Here is a 14357-nt window from a genome sequence, read left to right on the forward strand (position 1 = left end):
CCAAGTGTAACTAAGGACGGGGATGATATGATATCACCCCCGTCCCCAATTCACATTTATTTTCTTGCCAATGTCACTACTACTCTTCTATAAGGTTCTTCACCTTCACTGTGTGTAGACACATATTTATCCGCTTGAAGTGCTGAATGAATAATTCTTCTTTCATAAGGATTCATAGGCTCCAATGAAACAGGTTTCTTTGTTCTCTTTACTTTGTAAGCAATGTTTTTTGCAAGATTTTCTAATGTCTCTTTTCTTCTCTGACGGTAATTTTCTGTATCTAGTTTGACACGCACATAACCATCCTGCATTTTATTCGCTACACGATTTGTCAAATACTGAAGAGAATCCAGAGTCTGTCCACGTTTTCCGATGAGAATTCCCATATGCTCACCCTGCATCTCGATACACAAAGCGCCATCCTGATCAATACTTGAAATAATCTCAACTTCCATTCCCATTGTTTTTAAGACATCATGCAGGAATTTTTCACAAGCTTCTTTTGTATTTTCCTGTACTTCAGAAAGTTTTTCTTCTCTTTTTATAACTTCTTTGACATGTTCTTTTTTAACATGTTCTGTCTTTTTTACATCTTTATAAGGTTCTGTAATGCTTTTTATCTTTTCAGTCTGTTGTTCTGATGAAGTTTTTTTCTCATGCTGAACCTCTGTTCTTATCTCTTCTACAGATTCTTCCTTTACTTTTTTCCAAGCTCTGATAACCGCCTGCTTACTTCCGATTCCTAAAAAACCGGCGCTTCCTTTTTCAATTACCTCATATTCTAATTCACTGCTTGTAACCCCAAGCTGAATACTTGCCTCTGTAATTGCATCACTCACATTTTTTGCTGATACTCTAATCTCATTCATCTTAAACCCTCCTTGACATTCTTATCTTCCTAAAATAAGAATTTTGGTTTAGCCTATTTTTTGTTTTTATTAAAATCGCTTACCATATTCGCTTTTGATGCCAAACTTCCTGGTTTTGCATTTTGCTTATAAGAATCAATATTATTGCTGCTTGTTGTTTTTCTCTTTGGCTCCTCAATGTTCTTTACATTTTTGTGTGCCATCGCATTGATTTCTCTTCCGGAAACGGCATCTTTTTTCTCACGTTTCTTAGCTGCTTTTTTCACATTCTCTTCAATCAGCTCATCCATTGATTTCTTGCTTAAGAATTTATTGATTATAAGCTGCTGAATCGTTCTTACTACCGCACTGGCAATCCAGTAGATACCAAGACCTGCCGGCATTGAGAAACACATAAACACAGAAATCAACGGCATAACATTCATCATTGTCTTCATCTGCGCCGCCATCGGGTTATCATCATCATTTCCTGTTGATGTCGCCTGCTGCATCAGTTTTGCACTGATCCACTGTGAAAGTCCGGATAATACCGGAATTGCAAGTGCAACGATAATCAGACCGATAGAAAAGTTCTTTGTTGCTGTCATAAACATAGATCCCGGTGTCTCTGCAATATTGATTCCAAGAAATGTATTCAAATGTGTTAAACTGTTTTTTGTAGAATCAATTAAATTTGTCAAGTCCGGAAATTTATCTGCAAGTGTATCCCAAGTTCCCGGTCTGAATTTGTATAATACGTCAACGAGTGTATTTGCTTTGCTATAATCATATGTTTCAGGATTGATCATGATCGGACTTGCTTTTCCGATCCCTTCCATGATTTTCTGGTAACCGTCTGTCGCCATAATCTGGTTAACCAAAGGCATATATGCATCTTTAATGCTTGTTACATATGCTGGAATATTTTGAATAACCGGCCATAATGCAAACAAAATAGGGAACTGAATCAGTGAACCAAGACACCCGCCAGTCGGCGATGTTCCATATTTTTCATAAACCAGCTTCGTCTCTTCCTGCATCTTCATCATAGATGCCTGATCTTTTTTATTTTTATATTTTTTCTGAATTTTCTGAATCTCCGGATTCATGACAGCCGACATTCTTGAAAATTTCTGCTGCTTAATCGTCATCGGAATCATCAATGTATATACAATGACTGTAAATATAATGATACTAAGACCAATATTCTCAATACCAATATAACTCAACGCATTAAAAATTCCATTCATGATAAATCCGAGCAGTTTTGCAATACTTCCAATAATAAAAGTATTCGACTGCGTCAATACAATACCCATATTTTTCTCCTCCAAATGTTATTCTTAAGGCACCGGATCATACCCGCCTTTTGAAAATGGATTACAACGTAAAATTCTCCACACTGTAAGCAGTCCACCCTTTAATGCGCCGTATTTTTCAATCGCTTCCAGTCCATACTGGGAACAAGTCGGAAAATATTTGCAGCAACTTGCTGTTTTCAGTCCGGATAAATATTTTCTATAAAACTTAATGAGTCCTATAAATATTCTTTTCAATTTTTACATCTCCAAATGTGAATCTATAATATTATGAAGTTTTCCCAAATGAATCAGTGCACTCTCTATCTCTTTATATGTTCTACCTTTTGCACCTGCTCTCGCAATAATAACAATATCCAATCCATCCTGGAATTTATCTTCTTGTAGTCTATAGCTTTCTCTAATTAATCTTGTTAGCCTGTGTCTTACTACACTATTGCCAACCTTTTTGCTCACTGAAATACCCAAACGATTTCTTTCACTCTGATTCTGATAAATATACATGACCAGATACTTATTAGCATAAGACTGTCCTTTTCTATAAACAATCTGAAAGTCTTTATTTTTTTTCAATGATTCGGAAAAATGCATTCTTCTCTCTCCACTTTTTACATAGAAGAAAAGGCCACATATATGCGGCCTACGCTGATAACTGTTTTCTTCCTTTTGCTCTTCTAGCTGCTAAAACTTTTCTTCCACCAGCTGTGCTCATTCTTGCTCTAAATCCATGAACTTTTGATCTAGATCTCTTTTTTGGTTGGAATGTCATTTTCATTGATATCCACCTCCTTGACTCAAACCTATATATAATTAATATAAGTACATATTTTTTTAGACATCGCACTTAATTATAGTCAATAAATCCCTCTACGTCAAGGGATTCTGGATATATTTTTTTGAGATTTTTTTTATATTTTTAACGACAGTTCATGGCTGAACTGTTTTACAAAGTTTTCCACAAGTTTTCCACATTTTGTGGATAACTTGTGGATTTCCTGTGGATAAACTGTTAATTTAAAATTTATTTTTCTTCTTTTTTACGATTTTACTTTATTTTTTGCTGTCTAAAAAGTTTTCCACATGGATTAGTCATTGCTTATCTACTTATTTTGATGTAGAATAGTGTAGAGATATACTCTGGAGTAGGTATACCTTAAATGTAAAGATTAGGAGTTAACGGAATGAATATTGTAGCAGAAAAATGGGCTGAGATTATCCACAAATTGAAGATCGAATATGGACTTTCTAACGTTTCTTTCCGAACCTGGATTGAACCTTTAGAAGTCTACAATGTATCAGATTCTACGGTTTATATTCTTGTGCCTTTGAAGTCAAGTGTGGATTATATTAGTCAAAAATATCTTTTGCCTTTTCAAGTCTGCATTGCAGAAATAACTGAACAGGAATTTGAAGTAAAATTTATTACAGTTGATGATTCTCAGAATATTAATGTGAAAAATCAAGATGATACTTATAAAAAAAATGTAACTCAAAATAGTATTTTTGAGCAGGCGAATCTGAATCCTAAATATACTTTTGATACATTTGTAGTTGGTGGAAACAACAATTTTGCCCACGCTGCTTCTTTGGCTGTATCAGAATCTCCTGGAGAGATTTATAATCCTCTCTTTTTGTACGGAGGTGTTGGACTTGGAAAGACCCATCTGATGCATTCCATTGCACATTTTATATTAGAAAAAGATCCGACAAAAAAAGTATTGTATGTCACAAGCGAGACCTTTACAAATGAATTGATCGAAGCATTGAAAAGTGGTAAGACAAGCGGTGGCAATGAACTTGCAATGACTGCTTTTCGTGAAAAGTACCGTAACATTGACGTTTTGCTGATCGATGACGTTCAATTTATTATCGGAAAAGAAAGTACACAGGAAGAATTTTTCCATACCTTTAATCATTTACATGTATCAGGTAAACAGATTATTATCTCAAGTGATAAGCCTCCAAAGGATATCGAGACTTTAGAAGCAAGACTTCGAACCCGTTTTGAATGGGGATTGATTGCCGACATTTCTTCACCTGATTATGAGACAAGGATGGCCATTCTTCGAAAAAAAGAAGAGTTAGACGGACTTCAAAAATATCATATTTCAAATGAAGTTATGCAGTATATTGCTACTAATGTCAAATCGAACATCCGTGAGTTGGAAGGTTCACTGAATAAATTGATTGCTCTTCATAAATTAAAAAATGAAGAGATTAATATTATGCTTGCTGCAGAGGCTTTAAAAGATATTGTATCACCAAATAAAAACAGACAGATCACTCCGGAACTGATATTAGAGGTTGTTTCCGAGCATTTTTCTGTCTCTATTGCAGACTTAAAAAGTGGAAAACGTAATGCGAACATTGCAAACTCAAGGCAGATTGCAATGTATTTGTGTCGTACAATGACAGATACTCCTTTAAAATCAATTGGAATTATGCTCGGAGGACGTGACCATTCTACCGTCAGTCATGGAGTAGATAAAGTTACTGAAGATATTAAGACCAATGAAGCATTGAATAATACGATTGAGATTATTAAAAAGAAAATTAATCCTGTTTAAGATTTGTTTATAAGTCGTATAAAGAACGTGAATAAACTGTTGATAACTTGTTCTCAGAATGTGGATAAAAAAATAACCGATTTTTCGTAAAAAGTTGTCCATCTTCTGTCAACGTAAACTTTTTTATTTATCAACACAGTTTTCCTGTCCTTAAATTTCGTTAAAATCGGGGTTTTCTAGGGTTATACACATATCCACACCCCCTAAGACGGATACGGCGGATAACTTTTAATAAATATATACACAAAACAACCCGAAAGGAGTTATACACATGAAAATCATTTGTACAAAATCAAACCTTGTAAAGGGAGTTAATATTGTATCAAAAGCAGTCCCTTCAAAAACAACAATGCCTATTCTTGAATGTATTCTTATAGATGCAACAACAGATATTATTAAGTTGACAGCCAACGATATGGAATTAGGAATTGATACCATTATTGAAGGAGACATTATTCAAAAAGGTGTTATTGCGATAGATGCAAAGATTTTTTCTGAAATTGTCAGAAAACTCCCTGATAATGAGATTACAATTGAATCAGACAGCAATCTTCAGACAATGATTACCTGTGAAAAGGCAAAATTTAGTATTTCTGCCAAATCAGGAGAAGATTTTTCTTATCTTCCATATATTGAAAAAGCAGAATCCATCACTTTATCACAGTTTACATTAAAAGAATTGATTCGTCAGACAATTTTCTCAATTGCAGACAACGATAGCAACAAGTTAATGACCGGTGAATTGTTTGAAATTGATGAAAATATTCTGAAAGTAGTATCGCTTGACGGACACCGTATTTCGATCAGAAAGACAGAATTGACAAAAAAATATCAAACCGGAAAAGTTGTCGTTCCTGGAAAGACATTGGTGGAAGTAAGCAAAATTTTATCAGGTGAGGCTGATAGTACAGTATGTCTGTCGTTCACGGACAACCATGTTATATTTGAATTTGACAATACAGTGGTTGTGTCACGTTTGATTGAAGGAGAGTATTTCCGTATTGATCAGATGTTGTCCAGCGACTATGAAACAAAGGTAAAAATCAATAAAAAAGAACTTTTAAGTTGTATTGACAGAGCAACGCTTCTGGTAAAAGAAGGAGATAAAAAACCAATTATCATCAATATCATGGACGAAATTATGGAATTGAAAATCCAATCTCAGCTAGGTTCTATGAACGAAGAGATTATGATTTCCAAAGAAGGAAAAGATCTTTTGATTGGATTTAATCCAAAATTCTTAATCGATGCACTTCGTGTGATCGAGGATGAGGAAGTTACAATTTATCTTATGAATGCGAAAGCACCATGCTTTATCAGAGATGAGAAAGAAAGCTACGTGTATTTGATTTTGCCGGTTAACTTTAATGCAGGAGTTTAAGAAATGGAAATTATAAAATTAAGAGAAGAATTTATTAAACTTGGTCAGGCTTTGAAAGCGGCAGGACTTGTGGAATCCGGAGTGGAAGCAAAAGAAGTGATTCAGGATGGTTTTGTAAAAGTCAATGGAGAAGTCGATACAAGAAGAGGAAAGAAACTTTATGATGGAGACATCGTATTTTTTGATGGAACAGAGATAAAGATTGAAAAATAGAACATGAATAGTTGGTGTAAGGATGATAGTAAAGTCTTTAAAATTGAAAAATTTTAGAAATTATAATTTGTTAAACATAGAGTTTGATGCAGCTACCAATATTTTTTGTGGAGATAATGCACAGGGAAAAACTAACATTCTCGAATCCATCTATTTATCAGGGACGACGAAATCTCATCGTGGGACAAAAGACCGCGATATGATACAGTTTGGACATGACGAGGCTCATATTGAGACTGTAGTAGAAAAGAATGGAGTTCCTTTTCAGATTGACATGCATTTGAAAAAAAACAGTCCGAAAGGAATTGCAATTAACAAAATTCCAATTCGCAAAGCAAGTGAGTTATTTGGAATTATTAATATCGTGTTTTTCTCGCCGGAAGATTTGAATATTATCAAAAATGGTCCGGCAGAGAGAAGACGATTTATTGATTTGGAACTTGCACAGCTTGATAAATTATATCTCAGCGACCTGTCGAACTATAATCGAATTATTAACCAGAGAAATAAATTGTTAAAAGATGTCTATAACAGGAATGATTTGCTTGAAACGCTTGAAATATGGGATCTTCAGCTTATTCAGTATGGAAATAAGATTATTGAGAGACGAAAGAAGTTTATAGGACAGGTGAATGATATTATTTCAGAAGTACATAAAAAGTTGACTGGTGGGAAAGAAGAGCTAAAGCTTTACTATGAGCCGGGAATCGGAAATTTAGAATTTGAAAAGGCACTTTTAAAAAACAGAGAGCGGGATATCCGGATGAAAAGTACTTCCGTCGGACCTCACAGAGATGATATTTGTTTTATGACGAATGATTTGGATATTCGTAAATTTGGCTCTCAGGGTCAGCAGAGGACGGCGGCGTTATCATTGAAACTATCAGAGATAGAACTTGTAAAAGAGATTATAAAAGATACGCCAATATTATTATTGGATGATGTTTTGTCTGAATTGGATAAACACAGGCAAAACTATTTATTAGACAGCATTCGCGATGTGCAGACTCTAATCACGTGTACAGGATTAGACGATTTTGTGAATCATCGTTTTTCTATAAATAAAGTTTTATATGTAAAACAAGGCGAAGTAAAAGTTCTGAACGAATCGAAAATATAGGAGGATTTATATGAGTGCAGAATATGGTGCAGATCAAATCCAGATACTAGAAGGATTAGAAGCAGTAAGAAAAAGACCGGGAATGTATATTGGAAGTACCTCAATCAGAGGACTTCATCATTTGGTGTATGAGATTGTAGATAACGCAGTAGATGAGGCATTGGCGGGATATTGTGATACGATTTTCGTATCAATTAACGAAGATAATTCCATTACGGTTATTGATAATGGACGTGGAATTCCGGTAGGAATCAACCACAAAGCAGGACTTCCGGCGGTGGAGGTTGTATTTACGGTACTGCATGCCGGAGGAAAATTTGGCGGTGGTGGATATAAAGTGTCTGGAGGACTTCACGGAGTTGGTGCGTCTGTTGTAAATGCACTTTCTGAATGGCTTGAAGTTGAGATTTACAACGAAGGAAAAGTCTATAAGCAGAGATACGAGAGAGGTAAGGTAATCTATAAACTAAAGGTTGTAGATGAATGTGATGCACAAAAGACAGGAACAAAAGTTACATTTCTTCCAGATAAAGAGATTTTTGAGGAGACAGTATTTGATTATGATACATTGAAACAGCGTTTTCGTGAGATGGCATTTTTAACAAAAAATCTTAAAATTGTCCTGAGAGATGAAAGACCGGAGGAGCCGATTGAGAAGACTTTCCACTACGAGGGTGGAATTAAGGAGTTTGTGCAGTACCTGAATAAAAGCAAGACACCTCTTTATGAGCAGATTATTTACTGTGAAGGTGAAAAAGACGGTGTCGCAGTAGAGGTTGCAATGCAGCACAATGACTCTTACAGCGATAACACATATGGATTTGTAAATAATATTACAACACCGGAAGGCGGTACACATGTCGTTGGATTCCGAAATGCTCTGACAAAGACATTCAATGAATATGCGAGAAAAAATAAATTATTAAAAGACAACGAGCCAAATCTTTCCGGAGAAGATATCCGAGAAGGTCTGACGGCGATTATCAGCGTAAAGATTGAAGATCCACAGTTTGAAGGACAGACAAAACAAAAATTAGGAAACAGTGAAGCTCGTGGTGCGGTCGACAATATCGTAAGTACGCAGTTAGAGATTTTCTTAGAGCAGAATCCGAATGTCGCAAAGATGACAGTGGAGAAGTCTGTCATGGCTCAAAGAGCAAGAGAGGCAGCCAGAAAAGCGAGAGATCTGACGAGAAGAAAATCTGCGTTAGAAGGAATGTCACTTCCGGGCAAGCTTGCCGACTGTTCAGATAAGGACCCTGCAAACTGTGAGATTTACATTGTAGAGGGTGATTCTGCGGGGGGGTCTGCAAAGACAGCCAGAGACAGAGCAACACAGGCTATCTTGCCGCTTCGTGGAAAAATCCTGAACGTGGAGAAAGCCAGATTAGATAAAATTTATGCCAATGCAGAGATTAAGGCGATGATCACTGCATTTGGAACGGGAATACACGATGATTTTGATATTTCAAAGCTTCGTTATCACAAGATCATCATCATGACTGATGCCGATGTCGATGGAGCTCACATCAGTACGTTATTATTAACATTCCTGTATCGTTTTATGCCAGAACTGATCAAAGAAGGTTATGTGTATCTGGCACAGCCGCCGCTTTATAAGCTGGAAAAGAACAAAAAAGTATGGTATGCGTACAGTGATGAAGAGCTAAATAAGATTCTTCTGGAAGTTGGAAGAGATGGAAATAACAAGATTCAGCGTTACAAAGGTCTTGGGGAGATGGATGCAGATCAGCTTTGGGAGACAACTATGGATCCGGAGCACAGAATTCTTCTTCGTGTGACAATGGACGAAGAATCCACATCAGAGCTAGATCTTACATTTACAACTTTGATGGGAGACAAAGTAGAACCGAGACGAGAATTTATCGAAGAGAACGCAAAATATGTAAATAACCTGGACATTTAGAGATTGGAGAATAAAAAATGGAAGATAATATTTTTGACAAAGTGCATGACATTGATCTGAAAAAGACAATGGAAGAATCTTATATCGATTATGCGATGAGTGTTATCGCTTCCCGTGCCCTTCCGGATGTCCGGGACGGTTTGAAGCCGGTACAGCGAAGAATTTTATACTCAATGATTGAATTGAACAACGGTCCGGATAAGCCACATCGTAAATGTGCTCGTATCGTCGGTGATACGATGGGTAAATACCACCCGCATGGTGACAGCTCAATCTATGGTGCACTCGTAAATATGGCGCAGGAATGGTCTACAAGATATCCGCTTGTCGATGGACATGGAAACTTTGGTTCTGTAGATGGTGATGGCGCTGCGGCGATGCGTTATACAGAGGCTCGTCTGAGCAAGATTTCGATGGAACTGACGGCTGACATTAACAAGAATACAGTTGATTTTACGCCGAACTTTGATGAGACGGAAAAAGAACCGTCTGTGCTTCCGGCAAGATTTCCGAATCTGCTTGTAAACGGAACATCAGGTATCGCCGTAGGTATGGCGACAAACATTCCACCTCACAATCTGCATGAAGTAATCAGTGCGGTTGTAAAAATCATTGATGATCAAATTGATGAAAATGGTGAGACCACAATTGAAGATATTTTACAGATTATCAAAGGTCCTGATTTTCCAACCGGAGCAATGATTCTCGGAACACGCGGAATTGAGGAAGCATACCGCACCGGACGTGGGAAAATCAGAGTGCGTGCGGTGACAGATATTGAGCCAATGCAGAACGGAAAGAACCGTATTGTAGTGACAGAACTTCCGTACATGGTTAATAAAGCACGTCTGATTGAAAAGATTGCAGAGCTTGTAAGAGATAAAAAGATTGACGGTATCAAAGATTTGAGCGACCAGTCAAACAGAGAAGGCATGAGAATCTGTATCGAACTGCGCCGTGACGTGAATGCAAATGTCATTTTAAATCAGTTATATAAACATACACAGCTTCAGGATACATTTGGTGTTATCATGCTTGCACTCGTAAATAATGAGCCGAAAGTCATGAATATTCTGGATATGCTGAATTATTATTTAAAGCATCAGGAAGAAGTTGTGACAAGAAGAACTCAGTACGAGTTAAATAAGGCAGAAGAGCGCGCCCATATTTTACAGGGGTTACTGATTGCCCTTGATAATATTGACGAAGTAATCCGCATTATCCGCGGTTCAAAAAATACACAGATTGCAAAAGAAGGCTTGATAGAAGCATTTGAACTTACTGAAGTCCAGGCACAGGCGATTGTGGACATGAGACTTCGTGCCCTGACAGGTTTGGAACGTGAAAAACTGGAGACAGAATATGCGGAGTTAATGAAACGAATTGGCGAATTGAGAGCCATCTTAGCAGACAGAAAACTGTTGTTAGGTGTGATCAAGGAAGAGATTTTAATCATTGACGGTAAATACAGTGATGAGAGAAGAACTTCAATCGGATTTGATGAATTTGATATTTCTATGGAAGACTTAATTCCAAGACAGGACGTTGTTATTACAATGACAAAACTTGGATATATTAAACGTATGACAGTAGATACATTTAAGAGTCAGAATCGTGGCGGAAAAGGAATCAAAGGAATGCAGACGATTGATGAAGACTATGTGGAAGAGTTGTTCATGACATCGACACATCACTATATCATGTTCTTTACGAATACGGGACGCGTGTACCGCTTAAAAGGATACGAGATTCCGGAAGCAAGCAGAACGGCAAGAGGAACTGCAATTATCAATCTGCTTCAGTTAATGCCGGATGGAAAGATTACAGCTATGATTCCAATTGATGAGTACAAAGAGGGACAATATCTGTTCATGGCTACTAAGAAAGGTCTCGTGAAGAAAACTCCAATTACAGACTATGCAAATGTAAGAAAGACAGGGCTTGCGGCAATTACACTTCGAGAAGAGGATGAGTTGATTGAAGTGAAATTTACAGATCAGGATCAGGATATCATTCTTGTCACAAAATATGGACAGTGTATTCGATTTAACGAGAAAGATGTCCGTGCAACTGGAAGAACTTCTATGGGCGTTCGCGGCATGAATCTTGCAGATCGTGATGAGGTAGTTGGTATGCAGCTTCATACACAGGGAACACACTTGCTGATCGTATCTGAAAAAGGTATGGGTAAACGCACGGCAATGGAAGAATTTACTCCTCAGAACCGAGGCGGAAAAGGTGTGAAATGCTATAAGATTACAGAAAAGACTGGAAATGTGGTTGGAGTAAAAGCGGTAAATGAAGACAATGAGGTTATGATCATTAACACAGAAGGAATTGTGATTCGTATGGAGTGCAGCACGATATCTGTGCTTGGACGTATCACATCCGGAGTAAAATTAATTAACTTAAATGACAATGCGACAGTTGCAAGTATTGCAAAAGTAAGAGAGACAGAGTAACCAAAAGAACAATGTTTGCATATGCTGATACAGGAGGTGAGAGGATGCTTTCTATCACGAACACAATGCCTGAGGCATATGCAAAGATAAAAGGAAATGGGAAATATCCGAATCTAAAGGGAAATGTTTCTTTTTATGGAGTACATGGAGGGACGATTGTTGTAGCAGAAGTGACAGGACTGCCAGAAAATAATACATTTCATGGATTTCATATACATGAAGGAGAAAATTGTACCGGAACAGAGGCAGAACCATTTCAAAATGCAGGAACGCATTATAATCCCAAAAATACACAACATCCGAATCATGCAGGAGACTTGCCGCCGTTATTGGCAAATCACGGAACTGCATTTGGGGCATTTTATACTGATCGGTTTTATCCGGAAGATGTAATCGGAAGAACGGTTATAGTACATGAAAATGCAGATGATTTTCGGACACAGCCGTCCGGAAATTCAGGGGCGATGATTGCTTGCGGGAAGATAGTAAGAGAATAGTAAGACATTTGTAACAAAACACCTTGAATCGTTGAGATTCAGGGTGTTTTTGCGGTTGTGATTATAATTCTCTCAAGATAATTTCTGCTGTTTTCTTGACGGTAGCAGCAACAAACTTTGTACACTGCTCTTTTCTTTCAGGAGAATTTCTTTCTTTTCCTTTTGTGAGAATACGGCAGCATGTAGCACCGCAGGTTTCTTTGAAAAAATCATGAAGTTCTTTTGTTAATTCAAAACATTTGTTAATTCTAGGATCACCCGGAGTTTTTCTTCCAAAAAAGTATCCAATACACATTGTTCCGCCGGCAAGGGCACCACAAATACAGCCTCCCCCACCAAGTCCCCAGGGAAAACCGGAACTCATTGCAATAGCATCGTCAGACATTTCCAATTCAAAATTTTTCTTAATTGCATAGATTATAGATTCTGAACAGGCAAAGCCCTGATTAAAAATATCCACAGCATCTTTTTGAAGTTGTTTCATATTCACATCCTTTGTCATATCAATTTTCTCCTTTCAATTACGGTGTGATTCTATATCTATTATAATTATAAAAAGCATACATTACAATCATTTTGAGAGGAGAGATATTATGTGCAATTATGCCTATATACGTGTATCCAGTAGAGAGCAAAACGTTGCAAGACAGGTAGAGGCTATGCTGGAGATTGGCATTAAAAAAAGGATATGTTTATTGATAAACAGTCAGGAAAAGATTTCAATCGAGAAAAATACCAAAAATTGTTAAGAAGATTAAAAAGTACAGATGTTGTCTATATCAAATCAATTGATCGACTTGGAAGAAATTATGAAGAAATTATAGAACAATGGAAAGTGATCACAAAAGAAAAAAATGCCGATATTTTTGTATTAGATTTTCCGCTTTTAAATACGACAAACCAAGTTGGCGGTGTTACCGGAAAGTTTCTTGCGGATTTGGTTCTGCAAATTTTATCTTATGTTGCCCAGATTGAAAGAGAAAATATTAAGCAAAGACAGGCGGAAGGGATTCGAGTCGCAAAAAGAAATGGTGTAAGGTTTGGCAGACCTGAAAGAGAAATACCAGAAGAGTGTGATCGAATTTATGAGCTTTGGAAAAATGAAAAAATAAGTAAAAGAGAGGCTGCCAGACAGCTACATACAAATCATAATACGTTTTCAAATTGGATTAAGCGACAGGAAAAAATAGTAGTTGAAAAGTAAAAATTTAAAAATATGGAAAAAATTGGTAAAAATAGTAGACATTTTTTCCCACAACTATTTTTAATAAAAAATGAGAAAAATTGGTATGTTTACTTCTTGCTTAGCATACTATCACATCTGGAAGAAAATGTCTGCTTTTTATACCAAATACATTTTATGAATAAGAGACAGTATATAGGGACTTATATATATTTTCTCTTTGAACAAAACAAACCTATCTAAATCCTGTTTTGAATAAAAATATGCAATTAAGTGTCACTACAGATTATGCAATTCGGGCGACTCTTTACCCGTTAAAAAAAAGAGGAATTGTTCGGTCTTGTGAATTGTCAGAGGAATTAAAAATCCCGAAGAACTATATTCTGAAAGTTACCAAAAAACTGGAAGAGGTTGGAATTGTAAAATGCTATCAAGGAAAAAAAGGTGGAATTGAAATTGTAAAAACAGCGCAGGAAATTACTCTTTGGGATGTGATTGAGGCAACAGAGAACACAACGAAGATTAATAGGTGTTTGGGACAAGAGGGCTATTGTAACAGAGATGAGAGAAGTTCCTGTCCGGTGAGAAAAGTTTACTCTGCATTACAAGAAGCTATGGAAGAGAGGCTGATAACTATAAAAATGAAGGATTTGATGAATGATGAAAAATCTAAAAATGAAAGGGGAAATGAAATTGAAAGTGCGTAAGAGACTCAAAATGTTGGTTGCGCTAGAGCGTGTTTGAAAATTATGAGTTTTTGATTATTTTATCCAAATCAGGATTGAAGCAAGGCATATAAACCCCATATATGTGAATGCCAACTTATCATAACGAGTGGCA

General features: G+C 36.7%; 15 protein-coding genes. 9 read left to right on the top strand and 6 right to left on the bottom strand.

The genetic code is table 11. From position 1 onward, the window contains the following. Positions 1-56: 56 nt before the first annotated feature. Genes jag through rpmH form a run of 5 tightly spaced genes read right to left on the bottom strand, consistent with a single transcriptional unit; the run spans position 57 to position 2942 of the window. Positions 57-869, bottom strand: a complete 813-nt coding sequence (gene jag / locus ACTQXY_RS10190) for an RNA-binding cell elongation regulator Jag/EloR (RefSeq protein WP_441659350.1) — start codon at positions 867-869, stop codon at positions 57-59. Between the two features lie 53 nt (positions 870-922). After that, a complete protein-coding gene (locus ACTQXY_RS10195) occupies positions 923-2167 on the bottom strand; it encodes a membrane protein insertase YidC (protein WP_441659351.1) in 1245 nt (414 codons plus the stop codon). A 24-nt stretch (positions 2168-2191) separates the two neighbouring features. Continuing rightward, a complete protein-coding gene (gene yidD, locus ACTQXY_RS10200) occupies positions 2192-2404 on the bottom strand; it encodes a membrane protein insertion efficiency factor YidD (RefSeq protein WP_004613281.1) in 213 nt (70 codons plus the stop codon). Between the two features lie 3 nt (positions 2405-2407). Then, on the bottom strand, positions 2408-2758 hold the full coding sequence (rnpA, locus tag ACTQXY_RS10205; RefSeq protein ID WP_441659352.1) for a ribonuclease P protein component: 351 nt from the start codon (positions 2756-2758) through the stop codon (positions 2408-2410). Between the two features lie 49 nt (positions 2759-2807). Next, positions 2808-2942, bottom strand: a complete 135-nt coding sequence (gene rpmH, locus ACTQXY_RS10210) for a 50S ribosomal protein L34 (RefSeq protein ID WP_004613283.1) — start codon at positions 2940-2942, stop codon at positions 2808-2810. 406 nt (positions 2943-3348) lie between these two features. Between rpmH and dnaA the strand changes: the two genes are divergently transcribed. The 7 genes from dnaA to ACTQXY_RS10245 all read left to right on the top strand — a co-directional run bounded on the left by dnaA (position 3349) and on the right by ACTQXY_RS10245 (position 12334). Continuing rightward, on the top strand, positions 3349-4734 hold the full coding sequence (gene dnaA, locus ACTQXY_RS10215) for a chromosomal replication initiator protein DnaA (protein ID WP_441659353.1): 1386 nt from the start codon (positions 3349-3351) through the stop codon (positions 4732-4734). 271 nt (positions 4735-5005) lie between these two features. Then, entirely contained in the window at positions 5006-6115 is a 1110-nt protein-coding gene (gene dnaN, locus ACTQXY_RS10220; RefSeq protein WP_441659354.1) for a DNA polymerase III subunit beta, read from the top strand. Between the two features lie 3 nt (positions 6116-6118). Further along, positions 6119-6328 (top strand): RNA-binding S4 domain-containing protein, encoded by a 210-nt coding sequence (locus ACTQXY_RS10225; RefSeq protein ID WP_441659355.1) that lies wholly within the window; start codon positions 6119-6121, stop codon positions 6326-6328. A gap of 22 nt (positions 6329-6350) precedes the next feature. Beyond that, entirely contained in the window at positions 6351-7448 is a 1098-nt protein-coding gene (recF, locus tag ACTQXY_RS10230; RefSeq protein ID WP_441659356.1) for a DNA replication/repair protein RecF, read from the top strand. Between the two features lie 10 nt (positions 7449-7458). After that, positions 7459-9375 (top strand): DNA topoisomerase (ATP-hydrolyzing) subunit B, encoded by a 1917-nt coding sequence (gene gyrB, locus ACTQXY_RS10235; protein ID WP_441659357.1) that lies wholly within the window; start codon positions 7459-7461, stop codon positions 9373-9375. A 17-nt stretch (positions 9376-9392) separates the two neighbouring features. Continuing rightward, positions 9393-11837 carry a DNA gyrase subunit A gene (gene gyrA, locus ACTQXY_RS10240; protein WP_441659358.1) on the top strand — a complete coding sequence of 815 codons (2445 nt, stop codon included), beginning with the start codon at positions 9393-9395 and terminating at the stop codon, positions 11835-11837. Between the two features lie 44 nt (positions 11838-11881). Beyond that, a complete protein-coding gene (locus tag ACTQXY_RS10245; RefSeq protein ID WP_441659359.1) occupies positions 11882-12334 on the top strand; it encodes a superoxide dismutase family protein in 453 nt (150 codons plus the stop codon). Between the two features lie 61 nt (positions 12335-12395). On the opposite strand, the gene ACTQXY_RS10250 is transcribed toward ACTQXY_RS10245, so the two are convergent. Then, positions 12396-12836: a C-GCAxxG-C-C family (seleno)protein gene (locus ACTQXY_RS10250; protein ID WP_441659360.1), complete on the bottom strand. Its 441-nt coding sequence runs from the start codon at positions 12834-12836 to the stop codon at positions 12396-12398. Between the two features lie 186 nt (positions 12837-13022). Between ACTQXY_RS10250 and ACTQXY_RS10255 the strand changes: the two genes are divergently transcribed. Both ACTQXY_RS10255 and ACTQXY_RS10260 read left to right on the top strand, forming a co-directional pair. Continuing rightward, positions 13023-13538, top strand: coding sequence for a recombinase family protein (locus ACTQXY_RS10255; RefSeq protein ID WP_441659361.1), 516 nt, complete (start codon positions 13023-13025; stop codon positions 13536-13538). Positions 13539-13780: 242 nt separating this feature from the next. Next, positions 13781-14224 carry an Rrf2 family transcriptional regulator gene (locus tag ACTQXY_RS10260; RefSeq protein ID WP_441659362.1) on the top strand — a complete coding sequence of 148 codons (444 nt, stop codon included), beginning with the start codon at positions 13781-13783 and terminating at the stop codon, positions 14222-14224. Positions 14225-14357 lie beyond the last annotated feature (133 nt).

The sequence above is a fragment of the Faecalimonas sp. LCP19S3_D12 genome (assembly GCF_052121495.1).
Taxonomy (GTDB): domain Bacteria; phylum Bacillota; class Clostridia; order Lachnospirales; family Lachnospiraceae; genus Faecalimonas.

What these genes read in the sequence shown, in the direction of transcription:
- jag (WP_441659350.1), bottom strand. Translation starts at nt 869, where the DNA reads ATGAATGAGATTAGAGTATCAGCAAAAAATGTGAGTGATGCAATTACA.
- ACTQXY_RS10195 (WP_441659351.1), bottom strand. Translation starts at nt 2,167, where the DNA reads ATGGGTATTGTATTGACGCAGTCGAATACTTTTATTATTGGAAGTATT.
- rnpA (WP_441659352.1), bottom strand. Translation starts at nt 2,758, where the DNA reads ATGCATTTTTCCGAATCATTGAAAAAAAATAAAGACTTTCAGATTGTT.
- rpmH (WP_004613283.1), bottom strand. Translation starts at nt 2,942, where the DNA reads ATGAAAATGACATTCCAACCAAAAAAGAGATCTAGATCAAAAGTTCAT.
- dnaA (WP_441659353.1), top strand. Translation starts at nt 3,349, where the DNA reads ATGAATATTGTAGCAGAAAAATGGGCTGAGATTATCCACAAATTGAAG.
- dnaN (WP_441659354.1), top strand. Translation starts at nt 5,006, where the DNA reads ATGAAAATCATTTGTACAAAATCAAACCTTGTAAAGGGAGTTAATATT.
- ACTQXY_RS10225 (WP_441659355.1), top strand. Translation starts at nt 6,119, where the DNA reads ATGGAAATTATAAAATTAAGAGAAGAATTTATTAAACTTGGTCAGGCT.
- recF (WP_441659356.1), top strand. Translation starts at nt 6,351, where the DNA reads ATGATAGTAAAGTCTTTAAAATTGAAAAATTTTAGAAATTATAATTTG.
- gyrB (WP_441659357.1), top strand. Translation starts at nt 7,459, where the DNA reads ATGAGTGCAGAATATGGTGCAGATCAAATCCAGATACTAGAAGGATTA.
- gyrA (WP_441659358.1), top strand. Translation starts at nt 9,393, where the DNA reads ATGGAAGATAATATTTTTGACAAAGTGCATGACATTGATCTGAAAAAG.
- ACTQXY_RS10245 (WP_441659359.1), top strand. Translation starts at nt 11,882, where the DNA reads ATGCTTTCTATCACGAACACAATGCCTGAGGCATATGCAAAGATAAAA.
- ACTQXY_RS10250 (WP_441659360.1), bottom strand. Translation starts at nt 12,836, where the DNA reads ATGACAAAGGATGTGAATATGAAACAACTTCAAAAAGATGCTGTGGAT.
- ACTQXY_RS10255 (WP_441659361.1), top strand. Translation starts at nt 13,023, where the DNA reads ATGTTTATTGATAAACAGTCAGGAAAAGATTTCAATCGAGAAAAATAC.
- ACTQXY_RS10260 (WP_441659362.1), top strand. Translation starts at nt 13,781, where the DNA reads ATGCAATTAAGTGTCACTACAGATTATGCAATTCGGGCGACTCTTTAC.